General features: G+C 69.5%; 26 protein-coding genes. 13 read left to right on the forward strand and 13 right to left on the reverse strand.

Annotated elements, in window-relative coordinates; all coding sequences use genetic code 11:
* Positions 1-707: 707 nt before the first annotated feature.
* Positions 708-1,409, reverse strand: a complete 702-nt coding sequence (locus tag KVS67_RS09765) for a hypothetical protein (protein ID WP_098471886.1) — start codon at positions 1,407-1,409, stop codon at positions 708-710.
* Positions 1,410-1,680: 271 nt separating this feature from the next.
* On the opposite strand from KVS67_RS09765, the gene KVS67_RS09770 reads away from it, so the two are divergent.
* Complete coding sequence (locus KVS67_RS09770; protein WP_143741624.1) at positions 1,681-2,232, forward strand: hypothetical protein; 552 nt, start codon at positions 1,681-1,683, stop codon at positions 2,230-2,232.
* 43 nt (positions 2,233-2,275) lie between these two features.
* Here KVS67_RS09770 and KVS67_RS14415 read toward each other — a convergent pair whose 3' ends face one another.
* The 9 genes from KVS67_RS14415 to KVS67_RS09815 all read right to left on the reverse strand — a co-directional run bounded on the left by KVS67_RS14415 (position 2,276) and on the right by KVS67_RS09815 (position 11,973).
* Positions 2,276-2,398 carry a helix-turn-helix domain-containing protein gene (locus KVS67_RS14415; RefSeq protein WP_135019337.1) on the reverse strand — a complete coding sequence of 41 codons (123 nt, stop codon included), beginning with the start codon at positions 2,396-2,398 and terminating at the stop codon, positions 2,276-2,278.
* Positions 2,399-2,785: 387 nt separating this feature from the next.
* The gene (locus KVS67_RS09780) at positions 2,786-3,202 is read right to left on the reverse strand and encodes a hypothetical protein (protein WP_157571205.1); all 417 of its coding nucleotides are present in this window, start codon (positions 3,200-3,202) and stop codon (positions 2,786-2,788) included.
* Positions 3,203-3,567: 365 nt separating this feature from the next.
* Positions 3,568-5,334 (reverse strand): peptidoglycan DD-metalloendopeptidase family protein, encoded by a 1,767-nt coding sequence (locus KVS67_RS09785; RefSeq protein WP_098471889.1) that lies wholly within the window; start codon positions 5,332-5,334, stop codon positions 3,568-3,570.
* A complete protein-coding gene (locus KVS67_RS09790) occupies positions 5,331-7,277 on the reverse strand; it encodes a hypothetical protein (protein ID WP_143741625.1) in 1,947 nt (648 codons plus the stop codon). Before KVS67_RS09790 ends, KVS67_RS09785 begins: the two co-directional genes overlap by 4 nt.
* Entirely contained in the window at positions 7,274-9,829 is a 2,556-nt protein-coding gene (locus tag KVS67_RS09795; protein ID WP_031943876.1) for an ATP-binding protein, read from the reverse strand. The genes KVS67_RS09790 and KVS67_RS09795 overlap by 4 nt, the downstream gene beginning before the upstream one ends.
* Entirely contained in the window at positions 9,826-10,341 is a 516-nt protein-coding gene (locus KVS67_RS09800) for a hypothetical protein (RefSeq protein WP_031943875.1), read from the reverse strand. The genes KVS67_RS09795 and KVS67_RS09800 overlap by 4 nt, the downstream gene beginning before the upstream one ends.
* Before the next feature lie 17 nt (positions 10,342-10,358).
* Positions 10,359-10,628: a hypothetical protein gene (locus KVS67_RS09805; protein ID WP_031943874.1), complete on the reverse strand. Its 270-nt coding sequence runs from the start codon at positions 10,626-10,628 to the stop codon at positions 10,359-10,361.
* Between the two features lie 26 nt (positions 10,629-10,654).
* A complete protein-coding gene (locus KVS67_RS09810) occupies positions 10,655-11,749 on the reverse strand; it encodes a conjugal transfer protein (protein WP_031943873.1) in 1,095 nt (364 codons plus the stop codon).
* On the reverse strand, positions 11,746-11,973 hold the full coding sequence (locus KVS67_RS09815) for a hypothetical protein (RefSeq protein ID WP_031943872.1): 228 nt from the start codon (positions 11,971-11,973) through the stop codon (positions 11,746-11,748). Before KVS67_RS09815 ends, KVS67_RS09810 begins: the two co-directional genes overlap by 4 nt.
* Before the next feature lie 262 nt (positions 11,974-12,235).
* Here KVS67_RS09815 and KVS67_RS09820 point away from each other — a divergent pair, with 262 nt between their 5' ends.
* Together KVS67_RS09820 and KVS67_RS09825 are read left to right on the forward strand one after the other, a co-directional pair.
* Entirely contained in the window at positions 12,236-13,042 is an 807-nt protein-coding gene (locus KVS67_RS09820; RefSeq protein ID WP_031943871.1) for a hypothetical protein, read from the forward strand.
* Between the two features lie 398 nt (positions 13,043-13,440).
* Positions 13,441-14,346 (forward strand): replication protein RepA, encoded by a 906-nt coding sequence (locus tag KVS67_RS09825; protein WP_161972429.1) that lies wholly within the window; start codon positions 13,441-13,443, stop codon positions 14,344-14,346.
* A gap of 51 nt (positions 14,347-14,397) precedes the next feature.
* Here the strand turns inward: KVS67_RS09825 and KVS67_RS09830 are convergent, their stop codons facing one another.
* The 3 genes from KVS67_RS09830 to KVS67_RS09840 all read right to left on the reverse strand — a co-directional run bounded on the left by KVS67_RS09830 (position 14,398) and on the right by KVS67_RS09840 (position 16,430).
* A complete protein-coding gene (locus tag KVS67_RS09830) occupies positions 14,398-15,024 on the reverse strand; it encodes a hypothetical protein (protein WP_217565293.1) in 627 nt (208 codons plus the stop codon).
* Between the two features lies 1 nt (position 15,025).
* A complete protein-coding gene (locus KVS67_RS09835) occupies positions 15,026-15,949 on the reverse strand; it encodes a ParA family protein (protein WP_217565294.1) in 924 nt (307 codons plus the stop codon).
* Between the two features lie 184 nt (positions 15,950-16,133).
* Positions 16,134-16,430, reverse strand: a complete 297-nt coding sequence (locus tag KVS67_RS09840; protein ID WP_031943868.1) for a helix-turn-helix transcriptional regulator — start codon at positions 16,428-16,430, stop codon at positions 16,134-16,136.
* A 144-nt stretch (positions 16,431-16,574) separates the two neighbouring features.
* Here KVS67_RS09840 and KVS67_RS09845 point away from each other — a divergent pair, with 144 nt between their 5' ends.
* The 10 genes from KVS67_RS09845 to KVS67_RS09890 form a co-directional block, all read left to right on the forward strand.
* Positions 16,575-17,279 carry an SAF domain-containing protein gene (locus tag KVS67_RS09845; protein WP_084785986.1) on the forward strand — a complete coding sequence of 235 codons (705 nt, stop codon included), beginning with the start codon at positions 16,575-16,577 and terminating at the stop codon, positions 17,277-17,279.
* Entirely contained in the window at positions 17,276-18,100 is an 825-nt protein-coding gene (locus KVS67_RS09850; RefSeq protein ID WP_031943866.1) for a hypothetical protein, read from the forward strand. Before KVS67_RS09845 ends, KVS67_RS09850 begins: the two co-directional genes overlap by 4 nt.
* A complete protein-coding gene (locus tag KVS67_RS09855) occupies positions 18,097-19,680 on the forward strand; it encodes a CpaF family protein (RefSeq protein WP_217565295.1) in 1,584 nt (527 codons plus the stop codon). The genes KVS67_RS09850 and KVS67_RS09855 overlap by 4 nt, the downstream gene beginning before the upstream one ends.
* Positions 19,677-20,543 carry a type II secretion system F family protein gene (locus KVS67_RS09860; protein WP_061867357.1) on the forward strand — a complete coding sequence of 289 codons (867 nt, stop codon included), beginning with the start codon at positions 19,677-19,679 and terminating at the stop codon, positions 20,541-20,543. The genes KVS67_RS09855 and KVS67_RS09860 overlap by 4 nt, the downstream gene beginning before the upstream one ends.
* Positions 20,540-21,412 (forward strand): hypothetical protein, encoded by an 873-nt coding sequence (locus KVS67_RS09865; protein ID WP_061867358.1) that lies wholly within the window; start codon positions 20,540-20,542, stop codon positions 21,410-21,412. Before KVS67_RS09860 ends, KVS67_RS09865 begins: the two co-directional genes overlap by 4 nt.
* 99 nt (positions 21,413-21,511) lie before the next feature.
* Entirely contained in the window at positions 21,512-21,694 is a 183-nt protein-coding gene (locus tag KVS67_RS09870) for a hypothetical protein (protein ID WP_061867359.1), read from the forward strand.
* 43 nt (positions 21,695-21,737) lie between these two features.
* Positions 21,738-22,148: a hypothetical protein gene (locus tag KVS67_RS09875; RefSeq protein WP_031943861.1), complete on the forward strand. Its 411-nt coding sequence runs from the start codon at positions 21,738-21,740 to the stop codon at positions 22,146-22,148.
* Positions 22,145-22,594, forward strand: a complete 450-nt coding sequence (locus tag KVS67_RS09880) for a pilus assembly protein (RefSeq protein WP_134377212.1) — start codon at positions 22,145-22,147, stop codon at positions 22,592-22,594. Before KVS67_RS09875 ends, KVS67_RS09880 begins: the two co-directional genes overlap by 4 nt.
* 2 nt (positions 22,595-22,596) lie before the next feature.
* Complete coding sequence (locus KVS67_RS09885) at positions 22,597-23,013, forward strand: hypothetical protein (RefSeq protein ID WP_134377211.1); 417 nt, start codon at positions 22,597-22,599, stop codon at positions 23,011-23,013.
* A 15-nt stretch (positions 23,014-23,028) separates the two neighbouring features.
* On the forward strand, positions 23,029-23,529 hold a 501-nt coding region (locus tag KVS67_RS09890; RefSeq protein WP_217565296.1), incomplete at its 3' end, for a hypothetical protein.

Genomic DNA, 23,529 nt, shown 5'->3' on the forward strand with positions numbered 1-23,529 from the left:
AATCACCGTCGTGGTCGGTGCTTTCCAGCTCACCGGATGCACGGCCGCCAACGTCTCATCCTCAGCCTCCCGGCACTAACGATCAGCTGTCACCAGTTCCTGCTTCACGCCCGCCAGCTGTTTCTCAACTGCTGACCTTTGCCTCGCAGCACGCTTCAGCACAGATTCGCAAGGCTGCACGCGAGAGCATCCCCGACTGATAGCCCGCCGTCGACCACGAGAGGTGACTCCTCTGCACCCGGTGCCTGAGGCGGAAGTCGAGCGGCAGGTGGCACGGCCTCAGAATCGCCTTCCCGGCATGAGCGCACTGTCAGGCGCGCGCCTGGGACATGTCCGCGACGCAGCGGTCAGGGTGGTCGGCTAGATGTACTGACCCTGGGCGTTGATGACTCTCTCGGCGGCCGAGGGGTACATTTCACAGACCCCGCTGAAGGTTTTGCTCCGAGAAGGGTTCACCGCGTGTCGTGTGAAATCTTCGCTGCATCTCTACAGAAGATTGCACAAACGCGTGAATATGCTGCATACCGCAACACGCCGTTCGGAGCTTGACACTTAGGGCCACACGAGAGACACCCTCCGGACGGAGGGGGTCTACTGGTCGTGGGCGAATGTCGCAGAGCGGGGGCGGAGGGCGGCGGGTCGACTGGAGTGAGGGACCGGGAGACTTGGGCCCGCAGGGCTCCGCTTCTGCTTGAGTGGCTCCTCGCCTACCAGACCGGGCCCGCCACTCCGCGCGCAGACCCGGTCTCGGGATCCACGGGTGACCCATCCTCCGCCCATAGGTCCTCGTTGATCCAGAGGTTCTCGAGGTAGCCCAGGCCGTCGAACACGCCCTCCTCGTCCAACTGCTCAATGAGGGAGCGGGTGAGAACGATGAGCATCCGGAGACGCGTGACGGCGAACGCCCCGTTCGCGCTGGTCGCCCACCAGGCGAGCGCGTTCCCCGCGGACCACTTCTCGTGGTCCGGGTGCAGCACGTGCCCGTAGGCGACCTGCTCCCATGCCTGGGCCGCAGTGGTAGTGGTCCCGTCAGCGTGGGACACGTCCGGGCCGGTGGAGTACAGGTCGCGCAGTGCCGCGCTGACCTGCTGCACGGTTGTGCGGACGGGCCGACGAAGGGCGAACGGGATGCGCTCCTTGCGTTCGGTGTAGACGCGCTCCAGCAGCCCGGGAAGGTAGGTCGCCTCTCCAGGCGTCATGAACTTCCGGCCGAGGGAGAGGGCCAGCACGAGGACGCGGCGCGTAGTGCGGACATGGCTCACCGGTGGGGAGGCGCGCGCCGAGAGGCCGGTGGTGTAGGTCTGAAGCCGCGGTACGAGTTCTAGGAACTCCTGGCTCAGGCTCATGAACTGCTGCACGGCGTCGTCGACCGTGGGCGGTCGCCGGGGGTCTGACGGCGTGGTGGTCATGGGGCACAGCGTAGGGCGGACCGTGGGCATGGCGGCGCGCGCTGGGGCACTGCCGAGTTGCCCACAGGGTGTTCCCGCGCGCTCTCGCTGCCCGTAGCCTGGGCGTGCGTCACCGGCCCATCCCCCCTCCGAGGTCGGGGCGCGCGGGCCGCGATCCCACCGCCTAGCGGTGCGGTCCCACAGGCCGCCGGCACCATCCCGTTTCTGGTGCCGGCGGCCGCCTCACTTCGCCCCTCGTCCTATGCCTGGCACTTGCGCATAGTCTGCACTCGTGATCGGAGCGAGCGGAATGACGGACCCGGTACGTGTGCAACTCGTTGAGGCGGGAGGTCCCAACTGGATTGCTATCGGGGCGCTTATCGTCTCGGTCATCTCACTGGGACTAACGCTATGGTTCCGGTTCGACGATGGGCTCAGGCTGAAGGCGGACTTCACCACTGACGGCCGCAGGGTCCTCATCCGCAACATGAGCCGAACGCTCGAGGCGGAGGTGTATGCCGTGAGGCTCGAGCGGATCTCCTGGAGAGGGTCCCGGCCGAAGACGGTCAACGTGCGCCTCGAGACCCTTAGCAATCATCACGTCCGGGGCAAAGGGAACGGTCTTCCCTTCACGCTCGGTGTCGGCAAACGCGAGCAACTCCTTCGTGTCGATCAGCATGGCAGAGAGGTCGCAGGATCGGTGTTCAAGTGGGCGCGAGAATCACCGGGTGGCGCCCGGTGGGTTCGGGCTGTCGTTGAGCACGGGCACGGCACTAAGCGTGGCCGCTGGGTGCGAGTCGTAGAGATGCTGGCTGACTCGCAGGGCGCCTCGACGGCGACCTAGCCCGCCTCTTCGTGAGTCGAATGGACGCCGGGGCGGGCACCACTCAGGCTGCCTCATCCATGTGCAGTAGTCGGTACATGGTCGAGACGGACACGCCGGCGGCGTCCGCGATCTCGCGCGGAGTCATGTCGCCGGCGCACTTCCCGCCCCCGTGTGGCCCATGCACATCGCCTCGCCACTGCTGCTCATCCCCCGAACGGAGCCGCCCCTGATCCAGGCCCAGAGGGGGTCTCTGGGGCGTGGATCAGGGGCGGCTCGCTGGCCTGGATCTGGCGGGCCTACCTCGAGGTTCCCGTGGATCTGTGGCCCGGCAGTGGCGGCAGACTCCCCTCCCTCTGGCCCTCGTGCGGCTTGGTTTCCGCCGGGCCCCTGGCTGCCTGCTCCCGGTCTGCTCGCCCGCGCACGGCTGCGCTCTGGCTCCCGTCTACCTTCGGTGCTCCTTGGATGCTCGCCGGTCGCTGGTGCTCGTATGGCACGGCTTCCCGCTGGGGAGCTCGCGTGAAGATGTCGCAGCCGCTGGTCTACGTGTCGTGGGGCCTGGCCGGGGGGCGTCTCAGAGGCCGCCGTGCGGGGTCATGTCGATCTGTTCAACAACCCGGTTCTGGGTGGTGTCCACGACGACGGTCATGGGGCGCTCGGTCCGCGGCGCGGTGACCCAGGGGTCCTCACCGGTGGTCTCGGTGGCCACCATGAGCGCGACGTCGACGCGCTCGCCCTGAACGGTCTGCGCGCGCGACTCGAGCACCTGCACCGACGTGCTGGCCTTGGCCTGTACGAAGCGGTGCTGGGCGTCGGATTCCCAGTCCCGATCGACGTCGAGCGTCTTCAGCAGCTCAGGGCTCACCGTGGGCGCCAGCGCCTCCCGCCACTGCTGCCGGCTGGTCTGCCACGTGCGCGCGTTCATGGCCTGCGCAAACCGGCTGGCCACGTCCTCGGCACGCTTGCGGGCGTCGGGGTCCAGGCCTTGCACGGCTCGCTCCTGGGCGGCCTTCTCCACCTCGATCTGGGAGCTGCGCGCCGCACTGACCGATGACGGGCTGACCTGGGCGTTTCCAGATTTCGACGGCCCCGTGGAGGGGGTCGTTTCCCGATTCGTTTCCTGACTCGCGGCGCTGGCCGGGGCGGTGCTGGCCGACGGCTGAGGCCAGGCTCCGGCCGTCGAGCTCGCGGCCGCCGTGGGGGTGGGGGCCGGTCCCTCCGGCGCCTGCTCGCTGGGGGTGCCGGTGAGCAGCCACGCGCCGGCGCCTGCCGCGGCGAGAGCGCCGACCAGGAAGGGCCAGGCCCGCCCCGTGCGGGGCTGGGGGTCCTGGGGGTGGCGGGTGGTGTCCGTGCGGCTCACTTCTTCTCCTGGATCACGTCGAAGTAGACGGTGTCGGTGCCGGTCTGGGTGACCGGGTGCTTGCGGGTGCCGGCGGACTCGTTGATCGCGGAGATCATCATGCCGTCGCCGACGTAGATGCCCACGTGCTCCCACCGCCCGCGGGTGGGGTCCCACTTCTGGGCGACGATGTCGCCGGGCTGCGGGGTCTCGGTGCGCTTGCCCACGGTCCACGGGGCCTGGCGGGGCATGTCGATCCCGTTGTCCTGGTAGACGCGTGAGACCAGCCCAGTGGCATCCCAGGATCGGAACTCCGCGGCACCGTAGGTGTAGGTGCCGCCGATGCCGGCTTCGGCGCGGGAGACGATCTTCGAGCGCGAGAAGTCGGCCGGGATCTCCAGGCGCTTGGTGTCCTCGTCCAGGGCGTGGTTGCCCTCGGGGGCGGTGCTGGAGGTGGCGCCGGCTGCGGCCGCAGCCCCGCCGGCGCCCTGGCACATCATGGGGGTGGTGCCGGTGACCTGGCCCAGGATCTGGTTCGCCGCGTTCTCCCACTTGTTGTACTCGTCGGGGTGGCGCGAGTTCTGTACGGCCTGGGCAGCCGACCCGGGGGCCATGCCCTCCCAACCGGGGATGTCCAGCAGGCCCGGGGGCATGCCCTTGTTCGGGCCGGTTGGGCCGCCGAAGAACGCTCGTGCGGCGTACTCGGGGTTCATCAGCTCCGGCACGCTTCCCCAGCCGGCCACGGTGCGCTGCTGGAAGACGTTGACCGAGTCCTTGTTGGTGCCGGTCTTCTGGTGCGGGAAGTTCATGGACTCCGGCAGGGTCGGGTTCGCCATGTTCTGGAGCATGGTCTCCTGGAGCCCGGTCATCAGCGCCACCTGGATCCCCTTGTCCGAGATGTTGAGCTCGCGCGCCACCCCGATGATCAGGGCCGCGTTCTCCACCTGCTCCGGGGAGAGCGTCCACTCGCTGCCCTCGGGCAAGGTGATCCGCACCGGCCCGTTGACCTTGGGGGGCTGCCCGTCCGAGGCGGCGGCGCCCGCGGGCGAGGATCCGCTGGCCAGCTTGGCCGAGGGAGCCGAACTTGAGGAGGCTGCCGCCGAGCTCGAGGACGCCGCCCCCGCGGCACCGCCGCCGGCCGGAGAGGTCAGCCGGGGCATCTGGCCCTTCTCCAGGATCAGGCCGCGCTCGGCCAGCCAGGTCTGCGGGTTGGACCGCTCGCCGTTGACGTAGAGCATCAGGTGCAGGTGAACGCCCGTGGCCACGCCGGTCTCGCCAGCTCCGGCCAGGTGGTCCCCGGCCTTCACCTGCTGGCCGGGCTTGACCACGGTGGTGCCGTTGGCGATGTGGACATACCGCCACTCGATCCCGTTGCCCGAGTCGATCTTGAGGATGTTGCCGCCCTCTTCACCCTCCATGTTGGTGCCGATGACCGTGCCGCCCATGACGGCGTTGATGGGGGTGCCCTCGGGGATGCCGCCGATGTCCACGCCACCGTGGAAAAGCAAGGGCGCCTCGCTCGTGTAGCCCGGGGGGATGTACCCGGGCCCGAAGGGGTTCGGGCGCGGCCCGTAGTCGGAGGTGACCCGGCCCATCAGCGGGATGGCCAGGGACCCGTCCGCGGCAGTCAGGCCCCCCACGACACAGGAGAGAGAGGACTGCTGCATCTTCAGCTTCTGCTGGGCGCCACCGATCATCAGGATGATCAGCAGGATCAGCACCACCACGAAGGCGACGACGGCCACCACGGCGCCGGCCCCGATGAAGACGGCGCGGCGCTTCATGCGTGCTGCCCCCGCGGGCCCTGGGCGGCCCGGAGGCGCTCGCGCATCCGCTGGGTGGCCTCCGTGCTGTCCGACCGCGGCCGCCGCGGGGGCTGCTGGGGGCCCTGGCTCGAATCCACGACGGTGCCCTCCACGACCTCGGGCCGGCGAGGGGTCACGGTGGCCTTGCCGTCGCTGCCGACGGTGATCCGGGACTGGCGAGGCACCCGCTGGGGCTTGCCGGGGCCGGTGAGCTCCTTGCGGTTCTGGCGCTCGATGGACCAGGCCGCGCCCTGGGCAACGACGTTGACCGCCCCACCCATCGGACCACCGATGGCAGCCGCCCCGACGCCGACGGCACGCACCAGCGGAGCCGGGGGCAGCTGCCCGCCCGGACGGCGCCGGCGCGCAGGCCCGCTGCCGCCGTCGGCGCGCGCGGCACGGCCGAAGACCTGGGGGCCGCGGGGATCCGGCCGGCGCGGTCCTCCGCTGGGCGTATCGGAGCCGCCCGAGGGGCCGGCGCCGCCGCCGGTCGGCCGGGAGCGCGCAGGCCCGTCCTGGCCGCCGCCCTTGGCCAGACCGAGGCGACCGAACTTGTAGCCGCCCAGGGCCGTGCCCGCCATGCCCACCAGCGACTTCATCGGCACGCTGGACTTCTTCTCCTGGCCAGCGCCCAAGCGCGAGAGCCAGCGGGCGGTCTGGTCGCCCTTCTTCATGATCCCGTGACGCACGCGCAACACCAGCCAGATCAGCGCGATCAGCATGAGCACCAGCAACAGCATCTGGAGGGTCACACCGAGGGCTGCGGTGGTCAGCAACATGCTGGCCACCAGGCGCAGGGACACGGCCACGAGCACGATCGCGGCCACGATGACCACACCGCAGGCGATCACGCCGACGAACGCGCCGAAGAACTCCTTGCGGGAGGTGCCCGGCAGGATCGAGATCATCACGGCCAGCGCCTGGTAGACCCCGTAGAACAGGGCGATGAGCACGGCCAGGAACAGCACCACCGCCATGGTGGCCACGAGCACGGCGAAGGCTGCCGAGCCCAGGTTGGTCATGAGCATGGGGGCGACCTTGGTGAAGGAGGTCGACTCGGACCAGCTCTTGGCCGAATCACTGCACCCCTTGACCGGGTCCATCACCGACTTGGACTCCACGTCCATGGGGTCCGCGGCCTTCATCGTCTCGGTGAAGGTGCTGGCGCAGCTGCCCTCGAGCAACTGGCCGAAGGCGACGGCCTGGGAGGGCCCGCGCAGCATCGCGTCCGTCAGGTCGGCCATCACGGACTGGCCCAGGGCCGAGGAGGCGTCCGCGCCGCCGTCCATCGCGCCCTTGCCTCCGGTGGCCTCCACGGCGATCTGCGCCGCGGTCTGCTGGGAGGTCTGGAGGACGCCGTCCGGGCCGGTGATGTAGGCGACCGGGTTCAGCGCGATGTTCGTGGCGACCACGACCATCATCACGGAGACGAACATCTCCCCCCAGGCCGCGCCGCGCTTGCGCATGAAGAACAGCAGGCCGATGGTCGTGCCGGAGATCATCGCCGCCAGCGGGATCCAGTGGATCTGCGCGACCAGCTGCCCGAAGTTCTGGCCGAGGACCTCCATCGGGCCGGAGAACCAGGAGACCCACTGGAAGCCGAGCAGGGTGTGCAGCAGCCACATGCACGTGGTCACGCACATGTAGTGCAGGCCCCAGAAGAAGTCGAGCACGGAGACCAGCGCGTCGCGGGCGGGGTTGATGTCAATGCCGCCGGCGCCGTGGTCCAGGGGCAGTGCCTCGTACTTGGAGATGGGCACACCGGAGGAGTCGGTGACCTGCTGGGACCACTCCTCCAGGCCCATCACCCCCGACTGCGCCGGGGCTGCCGGGGCCGCAGAGGCGGCCGGGGCGGCCCAGAGCATGGTCAGCAACACGGCAGCGCTGACGCCAGCTCGTCGCATCCATCCGCGTGCGCTCATGCGTGCACCAGCTCCTTGGCGGTCTCGGTGGAGGCTCCGCGCTTGGGCGGGGAGCTCATCACGGCCTTGAAGCGGGCCGGCGAGAGCGGAGGAAGCACCTTGATCTTGGCGACGTTTCCGTAGGCGTCACGCATCAGCGCCTCACCGCGGCGCTCGGGGGCCACCTCCTCGTTGTCGTCCAGGGGGGAGAGCCCGGAGGTGACCAGCTCGACCCACTCGTCCTGCCCCATGTCGGCCATCCAGTCGAGGTTGCGCTGGGCCATCTTGGAGTCGCGGGAACGGCAGACGATGCGCACGGGGATCAGCGCCTGGAGCTGCTGGGATCCGAAGTCCGTTGACGCGTCATGCGAGCCCAACGCCACGGCGGCCTTGTGCTTGCGGCCGTAGCGGACCACGTTGGACAGCTCCAGCTCGGTCTCCGGGGAGCCGGTGGCGTGGTGGGCCTCGTCGACGATCATCAGCGACTCGATGGAGTCGTCGGCGTAGAGCACGACGCGGCTGATGGCCACGATCAGGGCATAGAGGGCGCGGCCGATGACCTTCTCCACCGGCAGCTCCGCCTTCAGCGCGGCGGACTCCAGCTCGTGGCGTCGGGGCAGCTCCACGCCGCGGGTGCAGAAGGTGAGGAAGCGCGAGGACAGGTCCAGGGTCGGCAGGGACTCGTCGAAGAGCAGGGGCCCGAACTCGGTGGACTGCACGTTCTGGAGGCCGAACGCGATCGCGCGGGTCTGTTCCGGCTCCTCCCCCGCCAAGCCCTGGCCGGAGAGCAGGTGGGCTACCAGGGACCCCATGGAGGTGATCTGGTGCTCCTGCGCGTAGTCGGGGTGCAGCAGCTGGCCGAGCAGCCGGCCCTCGGCGGAGTTCGAGCCGAAGCCCAGCAGCACGGAGACCAGGGAGCGGGTCACGCGCGCGGCGACCTTGCCCGGGAACAGGCGCAGGGGGTCGATCGACCAGCGGGTGTCGCCGAGCTCGACGACGGTGGGCTGGGAGCCTTCGCGCTCGGTGAGCAGTCGACCCAGGGCCGCCCACTCGGTGTTGTCGGAGCGGTCGAGGGCCACGATCTGGCCTCCGCGGTCGAAGACGTTGCCGGCCACGATCTTCAGCAGGGTGGACTTGCCGGAGCCGTTCTCGCCGGTGACGGCGAACGAGCCGGACATGTCGGCCTCCATGAGGCCGCCGATGTTCATGAACACCGGACTGCGGCGCGAGGAGGAGATGTTCGTGCCCAGCCGGAATCCGGTGCGGGTGCCCAGCGCGTCGGTCACCATGGGCACGCCGAAGGCCAGGTGCCGGCCGGTGACCAACAGCTCGAGCTTCTTCACCACGGAGGAGGCCGGCGTGCCTGGCAGGCACGCCCACCACAGCGACTCCTGGTAGCCCAGGGGCGTGATCACCTTGAAGTCGCGCGCCGAGTAGGCCGCCTGGATCATCTGGGCCTGGTCCTGGGCCTGTTCGGGGGTCTCGGCGCCGACGATGAACATCACCGCGACGTCGACGGAGACCTCGGCCTCCGAGGAGTTCAGTGCGGCGTGGTAGGCCTTGAGGTCCTCGGCGATCGCGTCCAGGCGGGTGGATCCGCCGGTGATCGCGTGGGAGTCGCCCTCCTGCTGGTTGTACTCCTCGTTGAGCTTCTCCTCGGCACGCTTGTTCCGAGCGGCGGCGCGCTTGGCCGGCAGCACGTTCATGCGCATGATCCAGTCCGCGTTGACGCTGAGGGAGTCGATGTAGGAGACGTACTCGTCGTCGGGGAAGGTGAAGCCCTCGCGGGGGCCGGCAGTCAGGGCCATCACCACCTGGTACGAGGCCTGTCCTGCGGTGGTCTCGGAGGCGATCTTCACGTACCGGCGGCCGAAGGGGTTCAGCCTCTCCTTGGCGCTGACGTCGGACTGGCCGCCCTCGTCCACGAGCGGCTCGGGAATGCTCGCCCCGGAGGTGAACGCCTGCACGTCCTCTCCGCCAGCGGGCGCGGTGGGATCCGATCCCAGGCCCCGGCTCTGGGAGTGCGCGTAGATCCAGGCGACCTCGGCCGGAGAGGAGGGGACAGCCTTGAAGGCGGCGGGGATGGCCCGGCCGATGTGCTCGGCCGTGCGCCCCAGAGCCTGGATCTCCGCCTCCGTGGGTCGCCAGGTGGGCAGGGCCAGCTGCTCGCGCAGCTTGCCGTCGACGGAGCGGATCAGGGTCTGGAGGCGGTCGGTGATCGACTTAGACGGCAGCGGCACGGCCAGCCAGTAGGCGCGCTCGCCCACGGGGATCGTCTCGAGCTCGTCCAAAGAGAGCTCGACCTCCTCGAGGTAGTTGGGGCACTGCTCCAGGTCGACACCGTCGAGCATGCGCTCGACGACGGCGGCGGGGTCGAGCTCGGCGCACAGGCCCATGAGCATGGCCTCACCGCGCAGGCCCTGGAAGAGGGCTTGGTGGGCGAGCATGGCCCGCTCCTTGTGCTCGCCCTTACCGAAGCCGTAGGGCAGCCCGTGCACGCGCCACATTGCCCACACCGTGCCCGTGGAGGTCCACATGAGGTTCTCGCGCAGGTACAGGAGGGAGTTCTTCATCGCTGGGTGTCCTTGTTCTCGGTCGTGCTCTGCTGGAGGAGTCGGGCCACGGAGGAGGTGCCCATCGGCCGGTACGTCGGCGCGGGCTCGCCCTGCGGTTCGTCGGTGGACATCGCGCGGGCGGGAGCGGTAGGGGTGGAGGGCTTCTCGGGCATCCCTGCGGGAGCCTTCTTGGGGGCGAACGTCTCGCCGCGGTAATGCCCGTGGGGCGGCTTGGACCAGGCCAGGAAGGCTCCGGTGATGACCAGGCTCAGCTCGTGGAGGTTGTCCGGGGCGAAGCGCAGCAGCCAGGTGACCGCCAAGCCAGCGGCCAGGGCGCCGGCGAAGTCGAGCAGGTCGAAGCCGGTGGTCCAGGACCTCCGGACGGCCCACAGCAGCGCCACCGTGATCGCCCCGCCCACGCCCTGCACGAGCGTGTAGGGGCCCCCGGGCACGCGGGTGCCGTCGGGCAGCCGGTAGAGCGTGGTGGGGATGCGGCGGATGCTGCTGTAGAACCGTCCGGTCTCGGTCATGGCTTACTCCTGGCCGATCACTTGATGGTCGTGCCGGCGGAGTCCGCGGCCCACTGGACGCCGGCCACGCCGCCCCAGATGAACAGGCCGCCGGCCAGAGCGGAGAGCAGGATCGCCGGCAGGGTCCACTTGCCGCGGGCCGAGCCGATCAGGAAGATCACCACGCCCAGGAAGATGATCAGCGCGTTGAGCACGACCTGGGCCTGGGAGATCAGGTTGTTGATCGAGGTGAAGAAGTTGGCGCCGAGCGTGAGGGAAGAGTGGAGGTACGGGGTGAAGACGTTCACGAGGTCTCCCTTTCAGAGATGAGGGGTCAGTGGGTCGGGGTGGACTGAGGGGCTGAGGTGTCGATCAGGGGGGCCGGGTCGAGGGAGGTCACCTCCCATCGGCCGTCGCGGAAGGTCACGGTGACCGGCACCGTCACGCCCATACGCGAGTTGCGCTCATCGGGCAGCTCTGCCTCCGCCTGGATCAGGGCGCGCACCGGGGTGCCAGGCTGGACGGAGTCCAGGGCCTGATCGGTGCGGATCTCCTGGATGAACAGGCGGGTGTAGGGGGCGGGGTCGATGGCGGCGAGCTTGTAGCCGGGGGCCAGGAAGCGGGAGACATCCGAGCGGCCGGCGCCGTAGGCCTGGAGGAAGCCGTCGAGCATCTTTCCCAGGTCGGTGTCCGGGCCGACCCGATGGGAGTAGTTCAGGGTGACGGGGTCTCCGTGAGCCGGCCCCGGCACCGGGGTGGGGTAGCCGATGACCTGCAACTGGCCGGGGGCCTGCTCGTGGACGGCCACTTGGTAGTACCGCAGCGTGTAGGGGACCGGCTTGGTGGTGGCCGCGGCCGCCGGAGACGGACTGGCCGCGGACGGGGACGGCGACGGCGAGGCAGAGGACGTCGGCGAGGCGGTCGCCTGCTCCAGCAGGGACAGGCTCTTGGTCGCCTCCGCTCCCTGCGGAGCGCTCGGCGCCCCGGAGCGCTGCTCCACGTGGGCGGCGACGGTCACGGAGGTGATGCTCGGGTCCTGGCCGCGCTGGACGCCGGCCACGGCGACGTCGCGCACGCCCAGCGGCTCCACGGGCAGCTGGGGGATCTTCGTGCCACCGATGTAGGGCTCCAGCAGGCTCTGGTCGTCGCGGGTGGCACGCAGCCACGCCGAGACGTAGGACGTCGCCACGCCCTCGGCTGTGGACGTGTCGGGCACCTCCACCGTCGGCGCCGGCTGGGAGGCCGTCGAAGCGGCCAGCACCACGGCCAGGCCGGACAGGCCCAGGCACAGCACCATCGCCCCGTAGAACCCGTAGAGCAGGACCCGGGAGGCCAGGCTGTTCACCTTGGACTTGGCCGGCGTCGGGCTGTTCTGCTCCGGCGCCTCCGCGGCGGGTTCGGTCTTCTTCTTGCGAGAGAGCAGTTTCACCGATCCTGCCCTCCCATCCGCCGGGCGATGAGGGTGGCCTCGCGCAGCTGGTCGGAGTCCAGGAGGCGACGCATCTCCTCCTGGCTGGCCTGGTCGAACGGCCGCGCACACAGGTCCGCCAGACCCGCCTCCAGGACGGCCTCGGCCTCGCGCATGGTCTGGCCCTCACGCACGAAGCTGGCCAGCTGCTCATCGGTCACGATCTCGGGGGTCTGCTCGGACATCACGGGGGCTCCTTGGACGGGCGATCTCTCACCGGACTAAAGGCCGCCCGCGGGAACCGATGTCCCTCCCGTGCGGGAACTTTTTCTCCGCCCCTCCCCCACATCCGCATGATTACGCCGATCTCCTGCGGTCCAGGTTCTGGAAATCCAGACGATCGGCAGATCCAGCTCCAGATCCAGATTCGTTTCCCGACCTGCTCGTTTGGCTGGTCAGTGACCCGTCCGGGACGCCCGGACACCACTGATGGAGGGACCGAGTCCGATGAGCACCACCACCTACGCCCCGACCGTGATCGACCGCCTGAACGCCGAGTGGGCCGTGCGCTACGCCGAGACCTCCCACCCCTGGCCTCACGGCGCTCAGACCGGCATCGAGCTCGTCCAGACGGTGGCCCGCAGCACCGTGGAGGTCCGCGAGCAGATCATGCGCGGCCTGCTCGAGCAGGCCGCGGTCGGCGACGAGGACTGCGCCCGCGCCGTCCTCCAGCTGATGCTGCCTCGCTTCACCCTGATCGCCGGCCGTCACACCCGCATGCGCATGGCCACCATGCACGGAGACCACTCCGCCCGCGAGGAGGTCTCCGCCGCCGTCATCGCCGCAGCGTGGAAGTGGATCCGCCGGCCCTCCCTGCATCGGGCTGGCTCGTGCATCGGCAACCTCGCCATGGACGTGCTCAAGGACTCCCTGCTCGAGCGCAAGCTCTACGACGGCCAGTCCGACGTCGAGGCCCTGCCCTCCTGGCTGCCGCAGCTGGCCGAGGAGCCGGCCGACGATGAGGCCGCCGACAACGGCCGTGCCACCCGGGACCTGTGCGCCCTGATCGCCTGGGCTCGAGACAACGCCGTCTTCTCCAGCCGCGACGCCGCGGTCTTCCTGCGCTACCAGCTGGCCGACGAGGCCGAGCGCGCAGCCCTGAGCGACGAGTACGGCTACAGCGGCCGCGGCCTGTGCAAGCGCATCAACGTCCTGCGCACTCGCCTGACCCAGGCCGTGAAGGACTACGCCATGGAGCGCAGCGGGCTAGCTCCCGACTACGCGGCCCTCATGGAGCAGGCCCCGGCCGCCTGAACCCCAGACCGCGACCACCTCACCGAACGGCTATCCACGGATGCACAGCGAAACCGCCCCCCACTACAGGAGGAATACATGTGGTTTTACTACATGGGGACCCTCCAAAATCGTTGCAATCATGCCGATTCTGACGGGGTGGCTGTCACAAGATGCACACACTGGCCGTCACAAGATGCACGTGGATAACCTCCGGCCCGACCGGCGCACCGTCACAAGATGCACACACGCGATCGGCTTGATCCCGCCGATTTCGCCCCCAATCTGCGTCCACTCCGCCGACTATGAGCCCCCGTCACAAGATGCACGTGGATAACTCCCCGGCGACCGCAGTTCTCCACACCCGCTCCGTCCCCTCCACGCCCACCCGTCATCGGGTCCGAAAGGTCACCTCAGCCATGAACCACACGCCGGACATCACCTCCATCGAAGCGGCCACGCGCCCGGCCCTCTCACCCAGGCGCCTGCGGCTGCTCGAGCTCAGCGAGGAGATCGAGCAGAACCCCGGCGAGGTCGCCTTCTCCACCCGCATCTGGGCCCAGCTGAGCCTGCCCTACCGCGACCCCGGAGCCACGGTCCCCCACTGGAGCCGACGCAACGGAGACACCACCCTGACGCTCTCCCCCGGCCCGGCTGGCTTCCCCTTCGGCGTCCTGGCCCGCTCCCTGCTCACCTGGATGTCCACCGAGGCCGTGCGCACCCGCTCCCGCCACCTGGACCCCGGCCCCTCCCTGCGCGCGTTCCTCTCCAGCGTCGGCACCTACCCCTCCGGGGCGAATCAGCGCCGTGTGATGGACCAGCTCCACCGGCTCAGCACGACCTCGATCATCATCGAGACCAGCCGCGAGACGCCCGGCCGGCGCACCCTCAGCGGCCAGAACATGCACGTGGCCCACCGCTACGAGCTCACGTACCAGCGTGGGGCAGACCATGCGCGCATCGAGCTCAGCGAGCCCTACTTCGAGGAGGTCATGCGCTCCCCCGTCCCGGTTCTCTCCTCCGCCCTGGCAGCCCTGGGCGGCTCCCCCATGCGCATGGACCTCTACGTCTGGCTCTCCTACCGGATGTCCACGCTTCAGCGCACCACCACCGTCTCCTGGCACCAGCTGGAGACCCAGTTCGGCGCCCAGTACGCTCAGCCGCGCCAGTTCAAGGCCGCCTTCTTGAAGAACCTCGAGCCCGTGAAGCTGATCTACCCCCAGGCGAAGGTGGCCGTGGTGGACTCCGGCCTGCGCCTGCACCCCTCCGCCACCCACGTCCCGCAGGCAGCCCACCAGCGCCCCCGGCACCTGCGCGTGGGCTGATGCACCACGAAGGGGGCGGCCATGCCGGGCCGCCCCCCTGCTCATGCCGGCTCAGCTCTTCGGCAGCCAGGCGTCGTACACCGAGGCGACCATGGCGCTCCGGGAGGGGGCGCCTAGACGGGCCACCTGCTCATCCAGCCAACCCCGCTGCTCCTGATCCAGGCGCAGCTGCACCTGCACGCCCCCCTGGCCGCGCGCGGCACCTCGGCGCCCACGCGGCATCCCCCCGTCCGCACGCGGCTTGTGCCCGCAGGCCGCCAAGAGCTGATCGTCGCTGAGCTCGTCGAACGCGTCGATCAGCAGGTCCGTGTAGGTCCGATGCCGCTTGGCGGCCGCGGCCCTCAGCCGCTCCAGGACCGGGACGGGGAGGTAGACGGCCGTGTTGCGCACGACCAGCTCTTCCTCTTCGGGGGCGTCCTCACGGTCCAGCTCGGCCACCTGCGCGCCTTCCTGCGGGACCGCGCGCCTCACGTCTGGCATCAGTTCCGGTGCGGTCTCCCGCGTGGCGACAGGCACCGGTTCCGGTGTGGTGTCCTGCGTGGATTCCGGTGTGGCATCTGGCATGGTTTCTGGCATGGCGTATGGCACAGAGTCGACCTTCTCCGCCGGCTTCTTCTTGCCCCGGCCACGCGCGTTGAACACAGCGCCGAGTCCGTCTGCTCGATTGGGGGTCTCCATCTCAGGCGTCCTCCTCCTCGTCCTGGCCCAGGGCGCTCAGGCGTCCCAGAATCTCCTGGGCCAGTGCGGCGTAGTCCCCTGCCAGGCCATCCATGGTCGACGCATGGAAGGTCGAGGCTTCACCGGCCTTGATGCGCGCGAAGCGCTCTCGGTGAGCGCGGGCCACATCGCTCTCGAGCTCGTGCACCAGGCGTCCGCTCTTGCGCAGGTCCTGGGCGGCGCCGGCGGCGTGCCGAATACGGGCGGTGAAGACGGCCTCGTCGAAGGCCAGCCCCTGGAGCATCTGCTCGAGCGCCTGGCGGGCCTCTCGCTCGATCTTCACGGCGCGCGCCTCCACGTCGAACAGCGCCAGGCCCAACAGCTGCACGTCGGGGTTCGTGGTCTCGTGAACGGCCTGGAAGCGCTCGGCCGTCACAGCGACGCCGTCGAGGGAGCGGAGATCCGTCTTGGAGACGATGACCACGCCCTCGGCGACGCTGAAGGCGGCCTCGACCAGGGCGCGGTCTCCCGGGGGTGTGTCGATGACGACCAGGTCCCACTCCTCCATGACCTGGCTCAGGCTCCGGTGCAGAAGAGCCCCGAGGGGCGGGGCGTCGTAGCCGCGTGCCACCAGCAGGCTGATGATGTCGGCCAAACGAGGGCCGCCGCGAACGACGCCCAGGCCTGGGCGCATGGGATCCGTGGAGATCGGCAGCGGCGCCCCATCTTCGAGGGCTCGACGCAGCTCGATTCCGTCCGACTTCCCTAGACCGAGGTCGGGGGAGAGGTTGCCCTGGGGATCCAGGTCGATGGTGAGGGTGCGGATGCCGGCGGCCGCGGCCAGACCGGAGAGGTTGCCGACCAGCGACGTCTTGCCGGTACCGCCCTTGCCGTTGGCGACCGCCAGGACGCCCGGGATGGCGTATGAGCGCGCAGGGGTGGACATGAGGACCTCCTAGGTTCCCTGTGATCTGACTCCTCCAGTCTACTGCATCTCTCGGGAAATACCGAGAGATTTCCCTCAGTGGTATGGCGTGCAACTGGTGTAGCGGACGGTTGGGGACTGGCGCGCATACGGCGGTGTTATGGCATGAACGGCACTCCTGATGTGGTGCCGGTATGGCATGAGGTCACCGCTCGACGATCGCGCCCAGGGCCTCGATCATCGCGCTGTAGGCCTCCCGGTTGAGGCGGTAGGTCAGGCGTCGGCCCCGGCGCGCTTCGGAGGTGTCGCTGGAGGTCAGCAGGCCGGCTTCCTCGAGGGTGCGCAGGTTCAGGGAGAGGGTTGCGCGGGGGGTGTCCAGGGACGTGGCGAGGTCGTGGGCGCCGAGGCCGGGGGAGCGGGCGATCAGCACGAGGATGCGCATGCGCAGCGTGGAGTTGAACGCGACGACGGCCGTGTCGAGGGGGGATGCGGGGGCGCTCATGCAGAAATGTCTACCGTACAGAGGGACATGAGGGGGCGGTCCGGGCTTTATGTCTGGTGAAGGACCAAGCCACCTGCTATTACGGCTGGCAGGTTTGATACGCTCCCCGTGCAGTCCCCTCAGTAGCGAGAAAGGCAGGCCAAGGTGGCTCTGAGAAAGCGGTCGCCCAAGGTGACCCCCACCGAGAACCCGCGCGTCAGCGAGGCCGGCTCCAGCGCGGCGGCTCCCGTGGGCCGTCCTGCGCCGACGCCGGTGGCCAAGCGCCGCGTGGGCGGTGTGGCTGTCGCCGTCGCCCTGGCTGCCCTGGGCGGCCTCGGCGCGTTCGTGGGGACCCAGGCCAACGAGGCCAAGCCCTACCTGGTGGTGAACGCTCCCGTGGAGCGAGGGCAGAAGATCGAGTCCTCCATGCTCTCGTCCGTGCGCGTGGCTGGCGACCCCAGCGTGCTGGTCCCCGCGACCGAGGCCCAGCAGATCCAGGGGCAGGTGGCCACGACCGACCTCCAGCCGGGCAGCACCATCACGCGCACGTCCACGGCAACGTCCTTGGGCGTGGAGGACGGAGAATCGCTGGTGGGCCTGGCTCTGGAGGTCGGGCGCCTGCCTGCCCGGGAGATGGCCGCAGGAGATCACGTCCAGGTCCTCTTCACCCCGGGCAACCAGAACACCAAGGCCGGTGACGAGAACCAGAATCACGACCCCGTCGCGGCCGTGGTCGAGGCCAGCCACCATGACCAGAACAGCGGGAAGACCACCGTGGATCTGCGCGTGAAGCAGGCCGACGCCCAGAAGGTCGCCACCTGGGGTGCCGCCGGCACCGCCAGCGTGATCATGCAGGGAGCGCAGAAGTGAGCATCCTGACCCTTGCGGCCTTCGGCGTCAGCCCGGGGGTGAGCACCACGGCCGTGGCCATGACGTTGCAGTGGCCGCGCCCTGTGCTGCTCGTGGAGGCCGACGTCAGCAAGCCCTCATCCGTGCTCGCCGGGTGGTTGCAGGGCAGCATGCCGGCCGACAGCGGCCTGATGGGCATCGCCCACAACTCCATGCGACAGGCCCTGACGGAGCAGGACATCTGGGACTACGCCGTCGACCTGGGAACGGGCCAGGACGCTGGCCAGCCTTCCCGCTGGCTCCTGCCCGCCATGTCCGAGCCGCTGGCCGCGCGATCCATGCGGGGCCTCTGGCCGGAGTTGATGATGGCTCTGCGCGCCGTCTCCGGCCAGGACATCGACGTGATCGTCGACGCTGGCCGCTCCGAGAACGCCCACGGCCGGGAGGCGCTCTGGCGCGACAGCGACCACCTGAGCGTCGTGGTGCGCAGCGACCTGGTCTCCGTGGCCGCGGCGCGTGCCTATCTGCCGGCCGTGCTGGAGGCCCGCGCCACCGCGGGGGCAGTGGACACGTCCTCCCTGCTCGTGGTCGAAGATCGAGCCCAGGAGTTCCCCTCCAAGGACATCTCCAAGGTGCTGGGCCTGCCGGTGCGTGGACGCCTTCCCCAGAGCCCGGAAGCCGGCGCTCACTTCGGCGGGGGCGCCCAGGCGACGTCCTGGAGGCTGCGTTCCTACACGCGGGCCATCGGTGCCGCCAACGCCTCCCTCGCGGACGCGCTGATGGCCCGCCGCCAGCTCATCGAGGCGGATATGCCCACCGAGACCGGAGGAGAGCAGCGATGAAGGATCAGACCCCCGACATGTCCCTGGACCTGCTCAACCTCCCGTTCCTGACCGAGAGCACCCCGGCCAAGCCGGCCCGGCCGTCCCTGATCCCCGCCTCCGCCGGCGCTCACCTGGCTCGCCCGCTGGGCACTACCCCGTCTCCCACCGATTCCGCTGAGCTGCCCGGGCTGTCCCGGCCGCTGACTGCTGTGCCCGAGCCGGCACCGCAGGCCGAGCAGAGCGCCCCGGCCCGGCCGAGCAACACCACGGAGCTGACGGGCTTCTGGTCGATCGTCGACGTGCTGCGCGCCAAGGCCGTGGACTGGCACGCCGAGGAGACCGCCGACCGCATCGACCTGCCCGAGAGCGAGCTGCACGCCATGGGCTGGCGGCACATCGACCGCGCGATCATCGAGCAGATGCGTGAGAACGTGCAGACCGGCGGCCGCGACGCCGCATGGACTGCCGAAGAGCAGGCGGCACTGCGCCAGGCCACCTTCGATGCGATGTTCCGTCTGGGCCGATTCCAGGCACTCGTGGACGAGCCCGGGGTGGAGAACATCCACATGATCGGTTCCGACCACGTCTGGGTGGAGAAGGCCGGCGGCAGCATGGAGCGCCGCCCTCCCGTCTTCGAGACCGATGAGCAGATGATGGCCGAGCTCCAGTTCCTCGCCGCGAACGCGGGGGAGGAGTCCCGCCCCTTCTCTGCGGCCCACCCCGACCTGGACATGGACCTGATGGGCTCGGTCCGTCTGGCCGCCACCGCCCGCCCGGTCTCCACGCGGCCCACCGCCGTATTCCGCATCCATCGGCTGGTGAACATCACCCTGGAGCAGCTGGTCGACAACGGCACCCTGAGCCCCCTGGCCGCCGAGTTCCTCACGGCGCTCGTGCAGGCCGGCAAGACGATCGTCGTCAGCGGCTTCGGCGGCGACGGCAAGACGACCCTGATGCGCGCCCTGGCGGAGAAGATCGGCCCGCTGGAGCAGATCGTGACCATCGAGAAGGAGCGCGAGCTGCACCTGGACCGGCTCGACTCTCGCCTGGTCCCGCCGATCGAGCTTCAGGCTCGCCCCGGATCGGGCGAGCGCGCCGCCGACGGCAGCACCATCGGCGAGTACACGTTGACCATGGCCATGGAGAAGGCCCTGCGTCTGAACTCCGCACGCATCCTGGTCGGCGAGGTCCGCGGTTCGGAGATCGGCGCGATGATCTCCGCGATGCAGACCGGCGCGGGAACTTACTGCACCGTCCACGCCTACTCCGGCGAGGAGGCCGTGCGCCGTCTGGTCGGCCTGGGCATGAACGAGTTCTCCGAGACCTACATGGCTCGCCAGCTGGGCTACCACATCGACGTCGTCGTGCAGATGCGCAAGGTGCCTCAGCCCGATGGCTCGGTGAAGCGCAAGATCATCTCGATCTCCGAGGTGCTGCCCGGCGACACCGACAAGGGCATTTCGGTGGCCGACCTGTTCCGCATGGGTCCCGGCGACGAGAACGCCGTGCCCGTGGCCCCTCCCGTGGACAACCGCCTGCGCAACGATCTCGAGCGCACCGGCTTCGACCTGCTGCGCCTGGCCGGAGGTGCCCGATGAGCTCGCTCCTGCTCCCTCTGAGCTTTGCCCTGGGCATCCTCGGCCTGGGCATGGCTGCCGTGAACTGGCTCTGGCCCGCCCCTCCCAAGGCCCCTGCACCCGATCCGCGCTGGCTCACCGCCCTCAAGGGACTCGGCCGCCGCATGGACCGCAACACGTGGATCATGGTGGGCATCGCCGCCGCCGTGGGCTTCTTCATTGCGCTGTTCACCGGCCTGCTCGTCTACCTCGTCGCCCTGCCCGGCGCCGTCATCCTCCTGCGCTTGGCCTTCGGCTCCGGCGGGGGATCGGCCCAGATCGAGAAGCTGGCGCAGATGGAGATGTGGACGCGCTCGCTCTCCGGCCTGATCGTCGCAGGAACCTCCCTGGAGACCGCACTGGCCGCTTCCATGCCCAACGCCGGCGACCTGATCCGGGACGAGATCGCCACGATGAATGCCCGCATCAAGGCCGGCTGGCCTACCGCAGACGCCCTCAAGCGCCTGGGCCTGGAATGGGGAGACCAGACCGGCGACCTGGTCGTCATGCAGCTGATCCTGGCCGCCAATCAGCGCGGCCAGGGCCTGGCGAACGCCCTGGACGACCTCTCCACCTCCGTGGAGGAAGAGGTCTCCAAGCGCCGGGCCATCTACGCCGACCGCGCCGGCGCCCGCCGTGAGGCCCGCATCGTGATCACCATCGTGGTGATTTCCCTGTGCCTGGTCCCCGGAATGGGCGGGCCCATGGCCGCCTACCAGACCCCGCTGGGCCAGGCGCTCTACCTCGTCCTGGCTCTGGTCACCGCAGGGCTCATCATTTGGATGACCCGCGTGGTAGCCCCGCCGCCGCAGGTCCGCCTGCTGACCGCTAGGAGCTCGTCATGATGATGATCATCATCGCCGGCATGCTGTTCGGCCTGGCCGCGACCGCGCTGATCTGGCCCCTGCTGCCCCAGCGTCCGCGCCTGCGCGCGGCGGCCTTCGACGGCATCGTGACCAGCACCTCCGGAGGCGGCGCGCTCTCTTGGCAGGAGCGGGCCTCGCAGTGGACGATGCGCACGCTGCCGCCGGCCCTGGTCAACGGCCTCACCGACGCCGACCTGGACATCCTGGGCACCACCCGCAGCCGCCACACCTGGGCCAAGATCTACGGCGCCACACTCGTGTTCGTGGTCTGCCTCGCCCTGAGCGTGGCCGCACAGGTGCTCTACTCCCTGCCGCTGTGGCTGTCCCTGCTGATCAGCCTGCTCGTCGCCGCCGTCGCCTGGCTGGCACCTGACTCGGCCGCCCGCAAGCGAGCGACCAAGGCACGCACTGACTTCGCACGCGCGGTCGCGGTATTCGTCGAGCTGCTGGCCTCTGAGCGCGGCCGCAACGCCCAGCCCACGGTGGCTCTGGAAAACGCAGCCGCCATCGGCGACACCTGGGCTTTCCAGCGGATCCGTCAGGAACTGGTCCGGGCTCGCTTCACCAAGGTCCAGCCCTGGACCGCCCTGGAGACCCTGGCCACGCAGCTCCACGTCCCCGAGCTCACCGATGCCGCCCGCATCATGCGCCTGAGCGGAGACAATGGGGCCAGCGTCTACGAGCCTTTGCGCGCGTTGGGTCGCAACATGCGCGTGCGGATGCTCAACGCCGAGGCAGCCCGTGAGAATGAGGCTTCCGGCCGCATGAAGAACATCATCATGTTCATCGCGTTGATGTTCACGCTAATCGTCCTCACCCCTCTGATGCTGACGCTGATGAGCGCGTGAGACGCGCGAGCTCCTCCCGGAGATCGTGATCTCCCATCCACCCACCCACCCGCATCGGGACCGTCCCGAGGCCATCTCCACCACACGAGGGGACTCACCATGAACAAGCTGATGCAGCAGTACCTGATCCTCCGCGCCTGGATCCAGGACAAGCACGAGGACGAGGCCGGCGCCGAGACCATCGAGATCATCCTCGGCGTGCTCGCCGCCGTCGTGCTGGCCGCCCTGGTCTGGGCCGGCATCAACACCTTCGCCACCAACAAGGTCGGCGAGCTGGGCTGACTAGACCAGCCAGGGACGGAACACCACGAGCAGGGGGGTCACCATGAACATCACGGCACCGCTTCGAGCGCACCTCGAGGCCCATGCACGCAACGAGACGGGTTCCTCGAACATCGCCTCGCTGCTGATCGTGCCGGTGGCCCTCCTGCTCGTGTTCCTCGTCCCCCAGGCCGGCGCCTACTACCAGGCCTCGACCGTGGCTCAGTCCGCGGCCAACGCGGCCTACGCAACTTCCCGAGTCATGGGCGGCTCGAGCGCCGAGGGCCAGGCGGCCGCCCAGCAGGTCATCTCCCAGCACTCCGGCACCCTCCAGGGCGCCTCCGTGAACATCAGCACCACCGGAGAGCGGATGACCGTCACCGTCACCGGCACCGCGCCGGCCTACACCGGGCAGTGGATCAGCCCGTCCGTCTCCCGGTCCGTGACCGGGCCCGTCGAGAGGGTGGTCAAGTGAACCTCCGCGACACGTCCCTGGCCTGGCTGCGTGATGAGCGCGGCGAGTCCGGCGTCGGGCTTCTCATCGTGGCTCCGGCCATCGGACTGCTCATCGCCATCGCCGTCATGGGCGGCCGCATCGGAGCAGCACAGACCTCCATCGAGTCGGCGGCCGGCGTCGCCGCCCGCGAGGCCACCCTGGCCCGCAACCCCGGCCAGGCCGAGTCCAATGCGCGCCAGTCCGCCCGCATGACCCTGGACCAGACCGACTTCACGTGCGGCTCCCAGAACATCACGCTGGACACCTCCGCCCTGCGCAACGCCCCCGGCATCCCCGGGTCCGTCTCCGCCACCATCACCTGCTCGGTGCCGCTCTCCGACCTGGCCATCCCCGGCACTCCCGGGTCCTGGACCATCACCGCCGACGCCACGTCCCCCGTGGACACCTATCGAGAGAGGGGCTGAGCATGATCGCCCGCTTCCGCGCCTGGCTCGGCCGCGAGCAAGGAGAGTCCTCCCTGCTGGTCCTGATGCTCGTCCCCATCATCGTGCTCGTCGGCTTCGGCATCGGCATCGACTGGAACGGCAAGGTGCGCGCCTCCGAGGAGGCCGTCACCATCGCCCACCAGGCCGCCCGCGCCGGCGCCAACGCTGGCACCACGGCCGGAGCCGCCCGCGGCGAGGACATCACCCTGGACAGAGCGGCCGCCGCGCGCGCCGCCCAGGGGATGATCGCCGAAGCCGGAGCCACCGGCACCGTCAACGTCACCCCCACCAAGGTCACTGTGGACGTCGACGTCCCCTACACCCCACGCTTCATCCCCACCGGCGTCCTGACCGGCCACGGCCAGGGCACCGCCCAGATCCACTCAAACACCCGCTGACCGCAAGGAGACACCATGAGCCGCGTCACCAAGACCACCGCATACACCGGAGCCGCCCTGGCTCTGGCGCTCACGCTCACCGGCTGCAACGGCGGTGGCACGCCGGGTGGCAACTCCACGTCCGCGAGCGCCTCGCAGTCTTCGCTTGCGCCGATCGAGGACGTGTCGTCGTCCGCGAACGTGTCCTCGTCCTCCGCTTCCTCGAGCTCGACGAGCGCGTCCTCGTCGTCCGCGAGCGCGTCGTCGTCTGCGCTGCCGGAGTACAAGCCGGTCACCTCGAAGAAGCCGGGGGGGCAGGAGGAGGCGAAGGCGAGCGCGTTCAAGGCGGTTGAGCTGCTGTACACGGTCTCGTCGGACGTGTTGAACAGCGGTGACGCGAAGAACGCGGATCGCCTGTCCGTGGCGGCACAGCAGGGCGAGCTGACTCAGCAGAAGGTCAACGTGGAGAAGACGCTCGCCGCGGGGGCCACCTACCGGGGCGCCTCGAAGGTGGAGCTGATCGACGGCCTGGCGGGC

Origin of the sequence: Micrococcus sp. GbtcB5 (genome assembly GCF_019091605.1) — a bacterium.
GTDB classification, from domain to species: domain Bacteria; phylum Actinomycetota; class Actinomycetes; order Actinomycetales; family Micrococcaceae; genus Micrococcus; species Micrococcus luteus.

Excerpts from the sequence above, each read along its gene's own strand:
- KVS67_RS09875 (WP_031943861.1), top strand. The coding sequence starts at position 21,738 with ATGAACATCACGGCACCGCTTCGAGCGCACCTCGAGGCCCATGCACGC.
- KVS67_RS09885 (WP_134377211.1), top strand. The coding sequence starts at position 22,597 with ATGATCGCCCGCTTCCGCGCCTGGCTCGGCCGCGAGCAAGGAGAGTCC.
- KVS67_RS09785 (WP_098471889.1), bottom strand. The coding sequence starts at position 5,334 with ATGAAGCGCCGCGCCGTCTTCATCGGGGCCGGCGCCGTGGTGGCCGTC.
- KVS67_RS09830 (WP_217565293.1), bottom strand. The coding sequence starts at position 15,024 with ATGGAGACCCCCAATCGAGCAGACGGACTCGGCGCTGTGTTCAACGCG.
- KVS67_RS09800 (WP_031943875.1), bottom strand. The coding sequence starts at position 10,341 with ATGACCGAGACCGGACGGTTCTACAGCAGCATCCGCCGCATCCCCACC.
- KVS67_RS09815 (WP_031943872.1), bottom strand. The coding sequence starts at position 11,973 with ATGTCCGAGCAGACCCCCGAGATCGTGACCGATGAGCAGCTGGCCAGC.
- KVS67_RS09840 (WP_031943868.1), bottom strand. The coding sequence starts at position 16,430 with ATGAGCGCCCCCGCATCCCCCCTCGACACGGCCGTCGTCGCGTTCAAC.
- KVS67_RS09795 (WP_031943876.1), bottom strand. The coding sequence starts at position 9,829 with ATGAAGAACTCCCTCCTGTACCTGCGCGAGAACCTCATGTGGACCTCC.
- KVS67_RS09860 (WP_061867357.1), top strand. The coding sequence starts at position 19,677 with ATGAGCTCGCTCCTGCTCCCTCTGAGCTTTGCCCTGGGCATCCTCGGC.
- KVS67_RS09825 (WP_161972429.1), top strand. The coding sequence starts at position 13,441 with ATGAACCACACGCCGGACATCACCTCCATCGAAGCGGCCACGCGCCCG.
- KVS67_RS09865 (WP_061867358.1), top strand. The coding sequence starts at position 20,540 with ATGATGATGATCATCATCGCCGGCATGCTGTTCGGCCTGGCCGCGACC.
- KVS67_RS09820 (WP_031943871.1), top strand. The coding sequence starts at position 12,236 with ATGAGCACCACCACCTACGCCCCGACCGTGATCGACCGCCTGAACGCC.
- KVS67_RS09790 (WP_143741625.1), bottom strand. The coding sequence starts at position 7,277 with ATGAGCGCACGCGGATGGATGCGACGAGCTGGCGTCAGCGCTGCCGTG.
- KVS67_RS09855 (WP_217565295.1), top strand. The coding sequence starts at position 18,097 with ATGAAGGATCAGACCCCCGACATGTCCCTGGACCTGCTCAACCTCCCG.
- KVS67_RS09835 (WP_217565294.1), bottom strand. The coding sequence starts at position 15,949 with ATGTCCACCCCTGCGCGCTCATACGCCATCCCGGGCGTCCTGGCGGTC.
- KVS67_RS09870 (WP_061867359.1), top strand. The coding sequence starts at position 21,512 with ATGAACAAGCTGATGCAGCAGTACCTGATCCTCCGCGCCTGGATCCAG.
- KVS67_RS09765 (WP_098471886.1), bottom strand. The coding sequence starts at position 1,409 with ATGACCACCACGCCGTCAGACCCCCGGCGACCGCCCACGGTCGACGAC.